General features: G+C 44.6%; 12 protein-coding genes. All 12 read right to left on the reverse strand.

What is annotated here, in order from left to right:
- Positions 1–70: 70 nt before the first annotated feature.
- Positions 71–1,609: a response regulator gene (locus ACKTT9_RS30310; protein WP_407868907.1), complete on the reverse strand. Its 1,539-nt coding sequence runs from the start codon at positions 1,607–1,609 to the stop codon at positions 71–73.
- Positions 1,602–3,425 carry a sensor histidine kinase gene (locus tag ACKTT9_RS30315; RefSeq protein ID WP_407868908.1) on the reverse strand — a complete coding sequence of 608 codons (1,824 nt, stop codon included), beginning with the start codon at positions 3,423–3,425 and terminating at the stop codon, positions 1,602–1,604. Before ACKTT9_RS30315 ends, ACKTT9_RS30310 begins: the two co-directional genes overlap by 8 nt.
- 20 nt (positions 3,426–3,445) lie before the next feature.
- On the reverse strand, positions 3,446–4,975 hold the full coding sequence (locus ACKTT9_RS30320) for a response regulator (RefSeq protein WP_407868909.1): 1,530 nt from the start codon (positions 4,973–4,975) through the stop codon (positions 3,446–3,448).
- A gap of 120 nt (positions 4,976–5,095) precedes the next feature.
- Entirely contained in the window at positions 5,096–6,007 is a 912-nt protein-coding gene (locus ACKTT9_RS30325; protein WP_407868910.1) for a carbohydrate ABC transporter permease, read from the reverse strand.
- A gap of 11 nt (positions 6,008–6,018) precedes the next feature.
- Positions 6,019–7,008, reverse strand: coding sequence for an ABC transporter permease (locus ACKTT9_RS30330; protein ID WP_407868911.1), 990 nt, complete (start codon positions 7,006–7,008; stop codon positions 6,019–6,021).
- A gap of 85 nt (positions 7,009–7,093) precedes the next feature.
- Positions 7,094–8,773, reverse strand: a complete 1,680-nt coding sequence (locus ACKTT9_RS30335; protein WP_407868912.1) for a sugar ABC transporter substrate-binding protein — start codon at positions 8,771–8,773, stop codon at positions 7,094–7,096.
- 218 nt (positions 8,774–8,991) lie between these two features.
- Complete coding sequence (locus tag ACKTT9_RS30340; protein WP_407868913.1) at positions 8,992–10,533, reverse strand: alpha-N-arabinofuranosidase; 1,542 nt, start codon at positions 10,531–10,533, stop codon at positions 8,992–8,994.
- 13 nt (positions 10,534–10,546) lie between these two features.
- Positions 10,547–10,813 (reverse strand): DUF6171 family protein, encoded by a 267-nt coding sequence (locus tag ACKTT9_RS30345; protein WP_407868914.1) that lies wholly within the window; start codon positions 10,811–10,813, stop codon positions 10,547–10,549.
- An 18-nt stretch (positions 10,814–10,831) separates the two neighbouring features.
- The gene (locus ACKTT9_RS30350) at positions 10,832–12,364 is read right to left on the reverse strand and encodes an alpha-N-arabinofuranosidase (RefSeq protein WP_407868915.1); all 1,533 of its coding nucleotides are present in this window, start codon (positions 12,362–12,364) and stop codon (positions 10,832–10,834) included.
- 37 nt (positions 12,365–12,401) lie between these two features.
- Positions 12,402–13,247 carry a carbohydrate ABC transporter permease gene (locus ACKTT9_RS30355; protein ID WP_407868916.1) on the reverse strand — a complete coding sequence of 282 codons (846 nt, stop codon included), beginning with the start codon at positions 13,245–13,247 and terminating at the stop codon, positions 12,402–12,404.
- Positions 13,248–13,255: 8 nt separating this feature from the next.
- Positions 13,256–14,140 (reverse strand): carbohydrate ABC transporter permease, encoded by an 885-nt coding sequence (locus tag ACKTT9_RS30360; protein ID WP_407868917.1) that lies wholly within the window; start codon positions 14,138–14,140, stop codon positions 13,256–13,258.
- Positions 14,141–14,226: 86 nt separating this feature from the next.
- Entirely contained in the window at positions 14,227–15,543 is a 1,317-nt protein-coding gene (locus ACKTT9_RS30365) for an ABC transporter substrate-binding protein (protein ID WP_407868918.1), read from the reverse strand.
- Positions 15,544–15,605 lie beyond the last annotated feature (62 nt).

Genomic DNA, 15,605 nt, shown 5'->3' on the forward strand with positions numbered 1-15,605 from the left:
CTTACCAGATCTTGTTGTTTTGTAAGCGTAATCATTGTGTGTATTGTCCTATAAAACCAACGGGTACTACTCAGCATTCTTTTCCCTTTTTTCTAACATCGTAAGCAGCTCCCCTGTAATCTAACGGCTTCTCCACTACTCGCTTCTCAAACTCTCTCAGGAAATGATGGTAATGCACGTAACCGACTCCCTCTGCAATGGAACGGATTGTGGCAGCAGATTCCGTCAGCAATTTCTTGGCCTCATTGATTCGAAGATCATGGATATATTCAATAATACCAACACCATACTTCTTTACGAACGCATGACCCAGATAGACGGGATTCATATAAAAGCGTTTTCCGATTTCCTTGATCGTTAGCGGAGACTTATAATTCTCTTGGATATAACGTTCGATTCCAAACAGTGGATGGCCCGAGCTGGATTCCCTCCGCTCTCTTAATCTTCGCATATATTCGGTCAGATAACTCCACACAGATTGCTCCAATGTCGTCAGGGATTTAGGCCCGTTTTGCAGCTCATTGCGGAATAACGGCCACATATCCATGGATACTACTTCCAACTCCCGCAGCACATCCATACTCTTCAGGACCACATGTACACAGAGCATGCGCACCATTTCCGGAGCTATCTTGTTGTTCTGGAACAAAGCGAATACTTGTTTTAAGTAACCGGCTGCCTCCTGTTCCTGTAGCCGTTCCGCAGCGCCAAGCAATTCCTCCAACTTTGCCATGATTCCGAGATTATAACTAAACTCCAACCTATCGGCATTCTCGTAATCAACAAGTCCCTCATGATCATAAAAAAAGTGGTGGACAGATGCCTCCACCGCCCCCGAATAGGATACATGCAATTCCCGAAGAGACCGAACGGGAGGCCCAATCGATACGTATATCGCCACGTCTTGCTGTCGAAACCTATCATAAACTTTACCGGCCAGTCCCCGAACGTCTTCCGCACAATCCACCACTAGACAAACTTGGCCAGGCATAAGGTCGACAAACATTGTTTTTATGGCACTTAGATAGGAACTGCAAGATGCCAGTTCCTCTTCATTCAACCCTTCTATCAGGATACACTTCCAGCCTTCAGCCTCCTGATCCAATTCTCCGATCCGCTTAGATACGCATTCATCCAACTCTTCCAGCTCTCCCCGGAGAATGGGAGCAATCATCATTGGAAGGAGTTGACTGATTGTCATTTCCTGTTGATGAAGCACCTGTTGTCGGGACGTAAGTTCCTCCATAACATCCCCCAAAGTGCTTTCCCATTCTTCATCCATAACAGGTTTGAGCAGATAATGACGCACCCCGTATCGCAGTGCTGACTGTGCATACTTGAAGTCGCTGTAGCCACTCATGATAATGAAAATCGGCTTATACGTCTCCGACAATAGCTGAACCTGACGAATCAGTTCCAGTCCGTCCATCACAGACATCCGAATATCCGTAATGACAAGTGAAGGTCGGCATTCCATAATTACTTTCAGAGCTTCTTCCCCGTCGGAGCACATGCCGCACACCTCAAACCCTAGCCCTTCCCAATCAGCCAGCATTCGGATTCCTTCAAGTGCAATCGGCTCATCATCGACGAACAATACTTTACACATGTTCAGCTGCCTCCTCCTGTGACAAGATTAAATGAATAGGGATTTGGATTGTAACAGTCGTCTGTTCATAGGCTTTGCTTTCTATTAAAAACAAGGAACGATCCTTGTAAAAAAGATTCAGCCGTTTATACACGTTTCTCAGGCCGATGCTTTTCCCTGCTTCTTCTTCCACATGCAAGTTCTGGAGAATGCTGTTCAGCTTGGCAGTGTCCATACCAATCCCGTTATCTTTGACCCTGATTATCAAGTAGCGGTCATCCAACCCTGCTGAAATATGAATCCTCCGGTCTCCCTTCACCGATTGAAGCCCGTGCTTGCAGGCATTCTCTACTAGAGTTTGAATGCTCATCTTGGGAATTCGACAGGATAATATCCTCGGTTCGATATCTATCTCATAGGTAAACCGATCCTGAAACCTGAATTTCTCAATCTGCAGATACATCTTAATAAAGCTAATTTCCTCTTCAATCGTCACCAGATCATCCTTCCAGCTGAGCAGCCTTCGCAAAATTTGCGAGAGGCTACGAATAATATCCGTAACATGCTCATACCGATGCTTCTTGCATACCACCAGGATAGCGTTAAGTGTATTAAACAGGAAATGCGGATCTACTTGGCTCTGCAGAAAATTCAACTCCGCCCGTACTCTTTCCAATTCCAAGTCCTTCTTCTGGATCTCCAGCTTATAGACATCATTAATCAGATTGCGGATTTTTACCGTCATCAGATTAAAGCTGCGCAATAATCCTCCAATCTCATCCTTGCCTTCATACATGTTAATAGGTTCAAAACGCTCATTCTTCACCCATTGCATATGTTTGGAAAGCCGTCTGACTCTCAGGTTGTAGGATTGCAGAATGGTAAAAACAAGTACCGTCGGAATTACTGTGCTGCATAAGGTGAGTAAAATTCCGAATTTTATGACCGCATTTTGCTTTTGTTGAAATCTCGCTTGTTCCGGAATCCCAATTAACTTCCAGCCGCTAAGGTAACTGGCAGCTCCCAAGCTGCTGATAAAATTGCTATTTGCCTTGTTATTCGATGCTAAGTAGTCTTTGGCTATTGGGAGTAAAAGATTATCCTCCCCAATGTAAGAGAGGTTCGAATCAAGAACAACCCGATTGTTAACGTCTACAAGTTTGAATTGCAGATAGTTCTGCTCCTTTTTAAAAAGCTCCTGCAGCTTATCCAGCTGCAAATCCACTCGTAAATACTTGGTGTAAGTCATCAAATCCGGAAAATTCTCCAGCTTGCGAATAATGCTCACATACACCCTCTGTTGCTGAGGGTTCATCGGGTTCATATCCAAGTAAGAGGCGACGACCACCTTCTCTTTCGTATCGGTCAGTTTCCGGTACCATTCGCTCTGTTTATCGCTGTCCTTCAGTACAAAATAGCTTCCTCCGCTTCCAATTGTCGGGTTCGTGGTAAACACGCCTAGCCATGAAATGTACGGATACTGATCCGTATATGGACGCAGCTTGTCACGCAAATAACTGTCATAAGTCTCGTAGTAGGTGGACAAATCGGAATAGGACGCTTCCAACTTTCCGTTAAATGTTCGATCTGCCGCTACTGTGTTACCAATGGCTACGCTTTCGTTCACGATCTGGGTGAGCTCATAAGCTGCCCGATCCAAAGAAATCTGCAGATTTTCCCTCTCCCGACTTTGCGTATCCCGGCTATTTTGCATGTAGAACAGGATATTGATACTCATAATTGGAAGTAAGACGCACAAAAGATAGATAAATAGAAACTTGTATTTTAGCGGTATGTCATTGACGATATGGCTGAAAAGCTTCCATTTTCGGTTCATTGTCGATCTCCTATCCGTTCTCAGCCTTTTTTGTACGACGAAGGGATTACACCGGTCAAAGCTTTGAACTTCGCACCAAACTGTTCAGGATCTGAATACCCCACCATGTGAGCGATTTCGGTTATTTTCATCTCCGTACGGAGCAGGAGTTTCTTAGCCTCCGTAATGCGAACGGTGTGCACGTACTCATTGAATGCGAGTCCGCGCTGCTTTTTAAAGCGTTGCCCCAAGTGAGCCGCATTCACATGTAGATGCTCAGCCACGTGTTGAAGCTGCAGCTTTCCTTGGAAATGCTGTTTAACGTATGCTTCAGTGGCAGAAACAATGTCGTCGATACGAGCACCTTTCTCCCTTGCGATCCACTCTGCCGCTTCCATAAACTCTTTCAACATGCTGTTTTTCAGTTCTCCCACATTCTTGGGAAGAGGTGATGCAAACCATCTCCGGGTCCAATTTTCCATATTTGCCCCTTGTTTGGCCAATTCCTGAAGAATCTCCAGCTTCAGCGTAGACAAATTTGCCGCCGCCCACGCTTCCGAAGAAGATAAATTGATAAATAAATCCAGCGTAAGAGTACGAACGGCATCTATCTGGCCATTGTTAACGGCATGGATCAGCGATGTCTTGGTTACCTCAGGGATCGATGGAGATTCCTCTGACATTTTATCCCGATAATAGTAGACCCTAGGGAGATTAGAGGGGAATTTGCACACCTCAGCTGTAAGCGCCTCCTGATAGGCTCTACTTAATGAAATAGCCCCTCTAACCTCACTACTGATTGCAAAAGTAAAGGTCTCTCCGCATTCTTTTCGCATATACAATATGAATTGATCTATGAGAGGGACCGTTAATACAGATTCCTTTGAGTCCACGGCAAGAATAAAACCACTCCTGTTAATGCCTAGTACGAACGGATGCACGCTCACATCGGTCAAGGCATTCGAATCCACTGCTTCCCTAAGACGCTGGAACAGGCTGATGCGCTCTTGTTCGCTATATTTCGAATTGCTGCAAGCAAGGTAGATACAGCGAATTCTCGATTGCTCGTTCAGTTTCAACAAGCTTCGTGCCTTGTCCACCCATTCCTTTCTGACGTCTCCCATCAAAAGCCGTGAAACCGTTTCAGCACGGCTGCGATCAAGGATAGAGCGCTGCAGAGCACGCCGCTCTTCCTCCGCACGAATGTCCTCCGCAACCGCAAGAACGGCGCTCTCTAATTCCGTCTCGTCCAAAGGCTTCGTCAAGTAATTGGACACACCGAATTTCATAGCCTGCTGCGCATATTGAAAATCAGCGTAGCCGCTTAACACAATAAATTTCGTATCAGGAAAGCGCATATAAACCTTTTCAATTAATGCCAAGCCATCAATGACGGGCATCCGAATATCCGTTATGATCAGATGAGGGCAGTTTTCCTCTACTAGCTGTAGAGCATCCTCGCCGTCTAGCGCCTCAGCATATATTTCAAATCCAAGCTTGTGCCAATCAACTAGAAAACGTAACCCTTCCAGCATGATCGGCTCATCATCGGCAATCAGAACCTTCAACATTCGCGTTTCACCTGATTTCCCTCTTGATATGAGATTATTATACGGTCCCACCCATAGATCCAGCAACGAAAAAGCCATTCTAGTCCTCGGACTAAAACAGCTTTTCCAATGCCCGAACTCTTATTCTTTAACACTTCCCAAATTTAAACCTACTACAAAGAAGCGCTGCAGGAAAGGGTAAACTAACAAAATCGGCACAGCAGTTACAATTGTAATGGCAGCCCGCACAGAAGCAGGTGTAACCATCCCTTTGGATTGGCCCGTGTTGACGCCATTTAAGAGCGCGGGATCACTGTTGCTGCTCATCGTAGAGCCTAGAAGCTTCATCATCTCGTACTGCAGCGTACTTAATTTAATATCGGAAGAAGCGTACAAGAATGTGTCGAACCAAGAGTTCCAGGAGCCAACTGCGATGAATAATGCAATAGTCGCCAAGACTGGCGTGCAGAGAGGAAAGATAATCCGCAGAAAAATGGTAAAATCTCCAGCACCGTCTATCTTCGCCGATTCGATTAAACTACCCGGGAGAGACTTGATATAGGTTCGGATAACGATCAGGTTAAACGCACTGACCATCCCAGGAAGAATGTACACCCAGAAGCTGTTCAACAATCCAAGTTGCTTGATCAGGAAATAATTCGGGATCAAGCCAGCATTAAAATACATGGTCAGCACGAATAATAGACCAATGATTTTACGAAACAAATAGTGAGGTTGAGCCAGCGTATAAGCTAGCATTGAAGTCAGAAACACACCTAACACAGTAAGCGTTACGGTTCGAGCGACCGAGATCCAGGCAGCATGATAAATTGTTCCCGAGATGAAAATGGATCGATAATTTTGCAAGCTCCAAATCCTCGGCCATAAGTAAAGTCCGCCTCGCAGCGTATCGTTGCCTTCGTTAAAAGATACCGTCAACGTATGAAGAAAAGGATACAGGGTAACGATGACCAGGAAAAGCATAAAAAATCCATTTAGTGTGTTGAATAGAATCGCTTCCAAGCGATTATTCTGGAAAGTAGCCGTTTTCATATCCAACCCCCTTATAACAACCGCTCTTCGCCGAGGCGTTTCGCGATATAATTCGCGCTCAAAACCATTACAATGCTGACGATCGTCTTAAATATGCCCGCCGCTGTCGCCAGGGAGTAGTTGCCAAGTGCAATTCCATATTTCAACACGAATATATCAATCGTTTGCGACCAGTCCACAACCAGACCATTCCCCAACAAGTACTGCACTTCAAAGCCCGCATCCAGGATATGTCCAACATTCATAATTAATAGAATAATGAACGTCGCTTTAATGCCCGGAAGGGTAACATAACGCATTTTCTGGTACCGGTTGGCTCCATCCATGGAGGCGGCTTCATAAAGCGAAGGATCTATGGAAGTAATCGCAGCCAAATAGATGATCGTGTTCCAGCCTACTTCCTTCCACACGTTTGCGGCACCGACAATGCCCCAGAAGTAATGTCCGATGCTTAACCACATAACCGGCTCTTTGATTATATGAAGCTTCATTAATACGACATTGACGATCCCATCCTCTACGGACAGTGTGGAAGCCACAATACCAGCCGCAATAACCCATGACAAGAAGTGGGGTAAGTAGGAAATCGTCTGGACTGTGCTTTTAAATATTTTGGTTTTGATTTCGTTAAGAAGAAGCGCCAGCACGATTGCTGTTACAAATCCCAGTACTAAATTGATCAAGCTCATGCCTAGTGTATTACGAAGCACCTGTAGGAAGACATCATCACCCATCAGAAATTTAAACTGATCAAAGCCCACCCATTTCTGTTTGAAAAATGGCAAGGCCGGGCGATAATTTTGAAAGGCCATTAACCATCCCCAAATAGGGACATAATTGAAAATAACCAAATAAATTAGAATCGGTACCGACATCAAAATTAACTGCTTTTGGCTTTTTATCGTTTTCCAGCTGAATTCTACGCCAATTTCCGGATCGATCCATTTCTTTTTCCTGACCGCTGCTTTGGCATCTTGTTTCTTCAGTATAGCTTCTTCCATTATGATCCCTCCCAAACCGAAACTTGTCGTCTATAAACGGAGAAGACCTATTCGTCTTCTCCGCTCCTCGGTAAGTGAATATGAATTATTTACTGCTCCAATTCTTGATCCGCCATTGAATCTGATCGTTGATTCGATCTTCGTAAGCTTTGACGTTCGCTTTGGAAAGCTGATCGGTATACTCTTTCCATACTTTTTCGAAATCCGCTTCGCTCGCCAAGACGGCTTTCGGCAAATACTTCACTGCCAGATCGTTCATCTTGGTTTGGGCTACTTTCGCTGGGGAACCGTCGATCAAGTCGATGGACCACGCTGGATAATAAACCGGGTTATCAACAGGTGTTTTGAAGAACTCGGCCCAAGTCTTATGATTGTAAGCCTTCAATACTTCTTGATCCACTGGCTTCAAGCTGTCATAGAACTCCTGCGGCTGCGTGTTCGGGTCAGTCGCGTTCCCATCCATGTAAGTACCCTGCATTTTGGGCAAATTAAAGAAGAACGCTTCTGCTTTATTGGCTAACTTCCAGGTATTATCATTTTGCTGGTCACGCTGTTCAGGAGTGCGATAGTATTTGCCATCTTTCACTTGATAGTCCTGACCTTGAACACCCCATTGCAGCGTTTTCTGCCAATCTTCCGTCATCAAACTATCAAGGAATTTTATGATTGCGACCGGATCTTTGGCCTTAACTGAAATGCCATAACCGCGATTGATGGTTAAAGCAGGACGATCCCGGTAGTATTCCGTCGCACCCGGATAGAGCAATGGGAAACCTACGTAGGTGCTGCCAAAGTTACCCTGAGAAATCAACGACTTTTCGCCGTCACTAAAGTTCCAATGCTGGTCAAACATACCGATAACACGACCGCTTGCGATTTTCGCCAAATACTGATCATAGTTCTGCACAAGTGCTTCCTTGTCCAACAGTCCTTTACTGTTTATCTCGTTCAGCTTCTTGTAATAGTTTTTAGCTATATCCTTGTCGGCAAAAATGGATGCCTTGCCGTTATCTACAATTACCCCGCCATCGTTCGGATGGCCTGCCAAATGCTCTGGAGGATTCTGCAAAGGGAAGGTTCTCCAGTCAAAGTTCAGCGTCTCGAAACCGATCCTGTCCGGGTGCTGCTGCTTGGCCTTTTCAATAATAGCGAAGTAATCCTCCAGTGTCTTTGGAGTCGGCCAGCCCTGCTCCTTCAGAATGTCTTTTTGTAACCAGAAACCAGGACCCTCATAAGTCGTTTCGGTAAATGTTCCAGTGAAGGCATTGTAGCCCGGAAGTGCGTAGATATGACCGCTTGCCGGATCCTTAATCTGGTTCCAAACATCCGCGTAATGCTTCTTCAGGTTAGGTGCGTACTTCTCGATCAAGTCTTCCAGAGGTACGAATGCGCCTGCAGCAATCAGCTTGTCATCGCCCGTAATCACATCTGGATAATCGCCACCGGCAATCATAACACCTAGTTTCTGCGTCAGGTCGCCGACCAGAAATTCCATTTTTAAACTGACACCTGTTTTATCTTTAATCATCTTATAAATGCGATTGTCTGCCGTAGGCTGCTGATAGGAGTTGGCAATGAACATAGATATCGTCATCGGTTTAATAGCTTCCGTCCCCTGCGTAGCTACCGCGCTTCCAGTGGTAGTTGGAGAAATGCTAGAAACAGTTGAACCGCTGCCTGCGTCACTGCATCCTGATAAGATGACACCGAAAGTCAAAACAGGAACGATCAACCGAAGTGTAGTACGCTTCATTAGTAATGCCATTTTCTTGTTTCCTCCCTTTCATATCTCCCTTTAAACGCTTACATTTTGATATCTCTAATTATATCGACTTGGAATGCGCTTACAATTCATAAAATAAAGGTCTTCCCCCTATAAATTAAAGGTACTTTTTAATCTGGGGTTGCATTTGTTGCGTTATGCTGCCCTTTTCATGAGAAAAAGCAGCCGATTAGCTCGGCTGCTTGCTTTAGTGTTGATATTCATTTCTGCGAATCAATAGTTACATCCAACTTTAATAAAACTACAGAAGCTTTAGGCATTGTAACCGTAAGTTCAAATCCTTCTGGTGAAATGATCTGTTCCATCGGTGTAACTTTATAGGGTTCCTCAAAAGAATTGCCATCCATATGATTGTTAGAAGATAATACGACCATTCCCCCATTGCATGTAAATTGGCCGCCATTTAGTTTCAACATGATCTCTTGATCTTCATCCACGGATAAGTTCGCAAGTGTAACTGCTAGTATACCGTCCTTGACCGATGCTGAGCAGGAGATGCTTGGGATATCATACGAGTTTCCTTCTAGAGTATAGGTTATGTTTCTACAATTGACTTCCGTTTTAAGGCCTATTGCATGCTGGTGGATTTTAAACATATCGAACACGTAGTAGCTTGTAGTTGCCACACAGGCGTTCCCCTTGGCAAGAAACAGGGAATGGATACAGTTGACAAGTTGAGCCACATTAGCCATTACAACTTTATCACAGTGATTGTTGAAAATATTTAACGAAAGCGCAGCCAGGACCGCCTCTCTCATTGTGCTCATCTGCTCAAATAAGTATTTACCCGGCAACGGGTGCCTGCCATTCTGCTGATGCCACACCCCCCACTCATCAACGACGAGTCCAATCGAGGTTTCGGGCATCGCAGCGCGAATCATTTCAAACTGGGTTTGGATGAACGGTTCCATGTCCAGTCCGACTCGCATCATTTCATACCACTGCGCATCATTATACACCAGCTCCGTACCCATTCTTCCCGTATTCGTCACATAGTAATGAAGTGAGTATCCGAACATCGGGGCAACTCGCCCCACCGTGTACATCTGTTTATACTTGTCAAAAAATTTAGCTGTCCATTCGGGAATATCTTCATAGGGTCCGCATGCGATGAACTGAAGATCCTGCCCTACACTTTTGCTGATGATGCCGTACTTTCTGTAAATATGACAGTAATCCTCAGGTGTCATGCAGCCGCCGCCACCCCAATTTTCGTTGCCAAGCCCCCAATATTTAACGTTAAAAGGCTCCGGGCTTCCGTTCTCCTCCCGCTCCTGCGCCAGTGTAGTCGTACCTTGCATCATATTGCAGTATTCAATCCAATTTCTAGCTTCTAGAACAGTTGTTGTCGTTGCATTAACTGCAAAATATGGCTCTGCATTTACTAGATTGCAAAAATCAATAAACTCATGGGTACCCACCTGGTTAGATTCCAGCTTCCCGTCGTTCATATACCACCAATTAACGGTTGTGGGACGCTTCTCTCTTGGGCCGATGCCATCTCTCCAGTTGTACGTCTCCGCAAAACAGCCGCCCGGCCAGCGGATAACAGATGGGTTAATTTCTTTTAATTTCTCAATAAGCTCCTGTCTAAATCCCTTTATATTAGGAATATCGGAGTCCTCACCAACCCATATGCCGTCGTATACGACTCCGCCCAAGTGCTCAATAAAGTGCCCATAAATATTTGGATTAATGCGTCCTATCTCTTCATTCAGCCAAATGTCGATTGTCGTCATCATTTTTCTCCCGCTCTTACCATTTGGGAAATAAAGGATAGGGACATGCCCTATCCTTTATTTTAGTCCGTATTTGTACAAGACAACCGCAATATTTACACGTTCCTCCGTGTATATAACCAGTGCAGCCCTTACACTCAGCTAGCCGACTATGCCATGTTTCTTCATCTACAAGCTCAATGTGCCTTGAATGAATCAGCAATTGCAGCATTGCCTGAACCTTTTCCGGTGAGACATCTATCGTCTCCGAGCAGTCCTTGCAGGGACCCTGTTTATTAGCCATCGGATAGCTCCCTCCGATTTAATTGATCGTCAGAACTACAACAGACATCGGTGGGATATCCGTATGGAATCCTTCTTGATTCAGCTCTACACTTGTAAATGGCTCGGGCTTAACTTGAGTAGGATTTTCAAAAGAATTATGGCTGCTCATCGTAGACGAAACTAAAATTCTTCCCGTTACTTGTTTACCGCTCAATCCTCCAATATTGCAATCAAGGGGAGCAGCATTGTGGGGATCCGTATTGCAAATGGTAATATTCAGCTTGCCCTCAGCATCTACGGAAGCGGACGCGCTAAGCTGCGGCACCTCTTCCCCATTGCACTTGTAAGTACCGCACTGAATTTCAAGCGGCTGCAGGATGGCATCCTGATGTACCTTAAACATTTCGAACACATGATAGGTAGGGGTTAAGATCATTTTTTCCCCTTCTGTTAGAATCACTGCCTGAAGTACATTAATTGTCTGTGCAATATTCGCCATTCTTACGCGATCAGCGTGATTGTTAAAGATATTTAAGCTAATCGCTGCAGATACCGCATCTCTCATTGTATTTTGTTGAAAGAGGAAGCCCGGATTGGTGCCCGGCTCAACATCAAACCATGTGCCCCACTCGTCAATAATAAGCGCAACCTTCTTCTCGGGATCGTATTTATCCATGATCGCCGAGTGTTTCGCCACTAGTTCTTCTGTGAAATAAGCCGCCTTCATGATGCCAAACCATTCACTTTCCTCAAAGTCGACGGCTTGGCCTCTTACCGCATTCGGATCCTTTAAGTAAATTCGGTTACCGTCAGGATTTTGGATAACGATGCTGTGATCCTTCAGCCTCGTGTAGTAGTGGAGCGCCAGTCCGTCCATGAAATGGCCAGCTTCCCGCATCATCACTTCCGTCCAGTGGTAATTGTCCCCTCTTGGGCCGGCAGCAATTTTATAAATCGCATTCTCCCCATAATCTCTAACATATGTGCTGTATTGTCTGTAAAGATCTGCATAAAACTCCGCTCTCATCCGGCCACCGCAGCCCCAATTTTCATTGCCGATGCCGAAATAAGTCAAATTCCATGGCATTTCCCTGCCATTCGCTTTCCGCAGATCGGCCATCGGCGATTCGCCGTCGAAGGTCATATATTCGACCCACTGTTGCATTTCATAGACCGTTCCGCTGCCAACGTTCCCGCATATGTAAGGCTCAGTCTCCAGCATTTCGCACAAGTCGAAAAATTCATGGGTTCCGAAATGGTTGTTCTCAACCACACCGCCCCAATGCGTATTAATCATTCGAGCTCTGGATTCCTTAGAACCGATGCCGTCCTTCCAATGATATTCGTCCGCAAAGCACCCGCCTGGCCAGCGCAGGATTGGAATTTTCATATCTTTTAAAGCCTGAACGACATCATTACGGATACCTCGTGTGTTGGGGATGTCAGAGTCCTCGCCGACCCAAATCCCTTCGTATATACAACGGCCCAGATGCTCAGCGAAATGCCCGTAAATGTTTCTGTCAATTTTGTGAACCGCTGCTTCTGGATTAATCTTCATACTGCTTTTCATACTTATCTGCCTCCTGAGTAGAATGATTTATTTGGTTCTAGCCCTTAACACCGCCACTGGACAAGCCTGAAATAAAAGCCCTCTGATTGATTAGGAACAAAAGAATAACAGGAATAATAGCAAGCACGGCTCCAGCGATCAGCATGTCGTAATTGTTACCATAAGGTGACATCAGCGAAGCAAGACCTATAGGAATTGTGAACATCTTATTCGTACGCAGCACAATTAACGGCCATATAAAACTGTTCCAGTTCTGCATCGCCAATAGGATCCCCATTGCACCGAAAGCCGGCTTCATCAAGGGCGCCATAATTCGGATAAAAATCCCAAACTCCGAGCATCCGTCGATTCTTCCCGCGTCCATATAATCTTTGGAAACACCGGTTATGTACTGCCGAAAGAAGAAGATCGCCATAGGTGATACGACAAAAGGTAAAATAACTCCGTAATACGTGTTAATAATGCTCATTTTCACAATAAGTTTATAGAGAGGAAGCATAAGTATTTCAAGTGGCACCATCATGACAAACAGTACCAGCATAAAAACAATATTTTTCCCTCTAAAGTTATATGCCCCTAGGCCATAGCCAACTAACGAGGATAGAAACAGTGAAACTACAGTATGAAGAGCCGTAATGCCAAGACTGTTTCTATACCAGTACAAGTAAATACTGCCTTTACCTGAAAACAATAGCTTGTAGTTGTCAAGACTCATAAGACTCGGGATGATCCTGAAATCCATACCATTTCGGAATAACTCTTTGGAGCTCTTAAAAGAAGCCATAAACATGTAGTACAGCGGAAACAGGACAATAAAGCAGACGATGAGAAAGAAAATGATGATGAGCGCCGTCAACAGCTTTCTTCTTAGCTTAGTATTCATTGATCCGTTCACTCCTTATTGAAGAGCCCGAACAATTTCAGTTGCACCAGATTAACGGTGAGTACGATCACGAGGAGGGTAATGCCGATGGCCGATCCCATACCCATATCATTTCGCTGAAATGCCTGCTGGTAAATTAACCTCACGATAGTAAGCCCGATATCCCCCGGCATTCCTTCATTCCAGAATACATAGCTTTCTCCAAACATTCTGTATCCTTCGAAAATGCCTATCGTTAACGTGTAGATAATAATCGGCTTTAAGAGCGGCAGCGTAATCCAATAAAACTTGCGAAAGACATTGGCCCCGTCCATTTCAGCAGATTCATATAATTCTTCAGGGATACTTTGTAGACCGGCAAGGTAATAAATCATATTAATCCCTGCGACTCTCCACGTATTGAGAATGACCATCAGCATCATGCCTGTACTATAATTCAGAATCCAATTCTGCGGAGAAATGCCGAGTTTAGAGATAAAGGAATTAATCAAAGCCGTATCCGCTTCTCCGAACATAAGCCTGAAAGAAACACCGGCTACAATCACAGACGTTAAGGCTGGAATGAAAATAACCGACTTAAAAAATGATTTTCCCTTGGCCAATTTTGTATTCAGAAAAACGGCGAATAGGATCGGAATTGGTATTAACAATAATAGCGACAGAATGGTGTAGATCGTATTGGTTTGGAGCGCATTGAAAAAATGCTCATCAAACATTCTCCTGTAGTTGTCAAAACCTATAAATTTACTGCTGTTAAGCCCAAGTACCTCGTGAAAGCTCATGTTGATTGTGGATGCCGTAGGGTACAGAAAAAAGATGAGAAATGCTAACACAAATGGAGATACAAAAAAGTAAGGAGCCCACTTTTCTGAATAAAATAACCGATGATTCAAATCGCATACCTCCCTGCTTGACGGCTGCCGAAACCGTTTTCATTCCTTTGTTTCTGCAGCCGTCATTCCTACATTCTGCCCATTTGTTACTTCTTCTGCTTGCGAAGCTCGTCAGCAGCAGCCTTTAATGCCTGTTCTGGCGTTTGCGACTGATCCTTTAACGACTTGAACATCACATTGGAATTGACCAAATCTTGGGAAGCTGAGCTTAGCTCACTCATATTCGGCGATTTTATTTCCTCTTTCATGTCTAGAAGCACATTGAATATTTTCTCATTGTTGAAATAAGGATCAGGCTTCTGCAGCTCCGGATCACTCCAAACGTCCCATCTGATCGGATCGAATTTCAGTTCCTGCCAAATTCTTATATTCGACTCTTTGCTTAACTTCGCATATGCGAGGAACTTCATAGCGATATCTTGGTTCTTACTTTGCTTGGTAACGGCTGTACCTGTTCCACCCATACCTGCGGATCTTACGTCACCCTTTTCCCATACCGGCATTGGCCGCACCAATATTTTCCCTTTTAAATCAGGCATATACTCCAGGAATCTGCTCATATACCACATTGGCATGATAAGTGAAGCTGCTTCTCCCTTGTTCATGTAAGTGAAAAATTCTTCAGCCCCGGTATTGCCTCCAGGCATAGGAACAGCAATTTTATCCTTGTAGATCATATCCTTCATCGCCTGAAGGGTCTTAATATTTATAGCGTTATCGAGCGTAACGTTGCCGTCTTTATCTAAATAATCGGAGCCTCTTTGCACGATCATTGGCCAGAAAGGTCTTTGTCCGGTAACCTCAAAAGCGGTCATCACCTTTCCAGTCGCAGCGACAACTTTTTTTCCAGCCTCGGTATAATCATCCCAAGTTTTAATGTTATCCACGTTCACGCCGGCTTTGTCCATAAGATCCTTATTGTAGTAAACAACCGTTGCGCCTACATGGAAATCAATGCCGTAATATTTTCCACCTTTACTGTAAATATCGAATCTGGACTGGATGAATTTGTCCTTCTCGGGCTCGATCACCTTGTTTAATTCCACAAGCTGAATATCGCCTTTAAGGAAGTTTTGAAAGAAGTTGATGTTAATGTCGGCAATATCAGGCGCGCCCACGCCGGATTGCAACGCAATTAATAGTTTATTGTGCATTTCTGCATTGGGATACGTATCAATAGACAATTCAATGGGCTGATCCGGGTTGTTTTTATTCCAGAGCTCGGCGGTTTTTTCGTAATACTTCTTATGCAGGTCCTGGAATGTCCACAGCGATAACTTGACCGCGCTTTTGGCATTTGCTGTGTCTCCTTTTGACGGCCCCGTTTCATCGCTGCTGCAGCCCGACAAAATGGAAGTCAACAGGAACACTGAAGCAACCGCTGTACATAAAGCTTTTTTCATACACTCTTGCCCCCTTCATAATTATTTCTTGGTGACAGCTACTAATTGGGCAGCGCCACTCA

This window comes from Paenibacillus sp. P36 (assembly GCF_045866505.1).
In the GTDB taxonomy this organism is placed as follows: Bacteria; Bacillota; Bacilli; order Paenibacillales; family NBRC-103111; genus Paenibacillus_E; species Paenibacillus_E chondroitinus.

What these genes read in the sequence shown, in the direction of transcription:
- ACKTT9_RS30310 (WP_407868907.1), bottom strand. Translation starts at nt 1,609, where the DNA reads ATGTGTAAAGTATTGTTCGTCGATGATGAGCCGATTGCACTTGAAGGA.
- ACKTT9_RS30315 (WP_407868908.1), bottom strand. Translation starts at nt 3,425, where the DNA reads ATGAACCGAAAATGGAAGCTTTTCAGCCATATCGTCAATGACATACCG.
- ACKTT9_RS30320 (WP_407868909.1), bottom strand. Translation starts at nt 4,975, where the DNA reads ATGTTGAAGGTTCTGATTGCCGATGATGAGCCGATCATGCTGGAAGGG.
- ACKTT9_RS30325 (WP_407868910.1), bottom strand. Translation starts at nt 6,007, where the DNA reads ATGAAAACGGCTACTTTCCAGAATAATCGCTTGGAAGCGATTCTATTC.
- ACKTT9_RS30330 (WP_407868911.1), bottom strand. Translation starts at nt 7,008, where the DNA reads ATGGAAGAAGCTATACTGAAGAAACAAGATGCCAAAGCAGCGGTCAGG.
- ACKTT9_RS30335 (WP_407868912.1), bottom strand. Translation starts at nt 8,773, where the DNA reads ATGGCATTACTAATGAAGCGTACTACACTTCGGTTGATCGTTCCTGTT.
- ACKTT9_RS30340 (WP_407868913.1), bottom strand. Translation starts at nt 10,533, where the DNA reads ATGATGACGACAATCGACATTTGGCTGAATGAAGAGATAGGACGCATT.
- ACKTT9_RS30345 (WP_407868914.1), bottom strand. Translation starts at nt 10,813, where the DNA reads ATGGCTAATAAACAGGGTCCCTGCAAGGACTGCTCGGAGACGATAGAT.
- ACKTT9_RS30350 (WP_407868915.1), bottom strand. Translation starts at nt 12,364, where the DNA reads ATGAAAAGCAGTATGAAGATTAATCCAGAAGCAGCGGTTCACAAAATT.
- ACKTT9_RS30355 (WP_407868916.1), bottom strand. Translation starts at nt 13,247, where the DNA reads ATGAATACTAAGCTAAGAAGAAAGCTGTTGACGGCGCTCATCATCATT.
- ACKTT9_RS30365 (WP_407868918.1), bottom strand. Translation starts at nt 15,543, where the DNA reads ATGAAAAAAGCTTTATGTACAGCGGTTGCTTCAGTGTTCCTGTTGACT.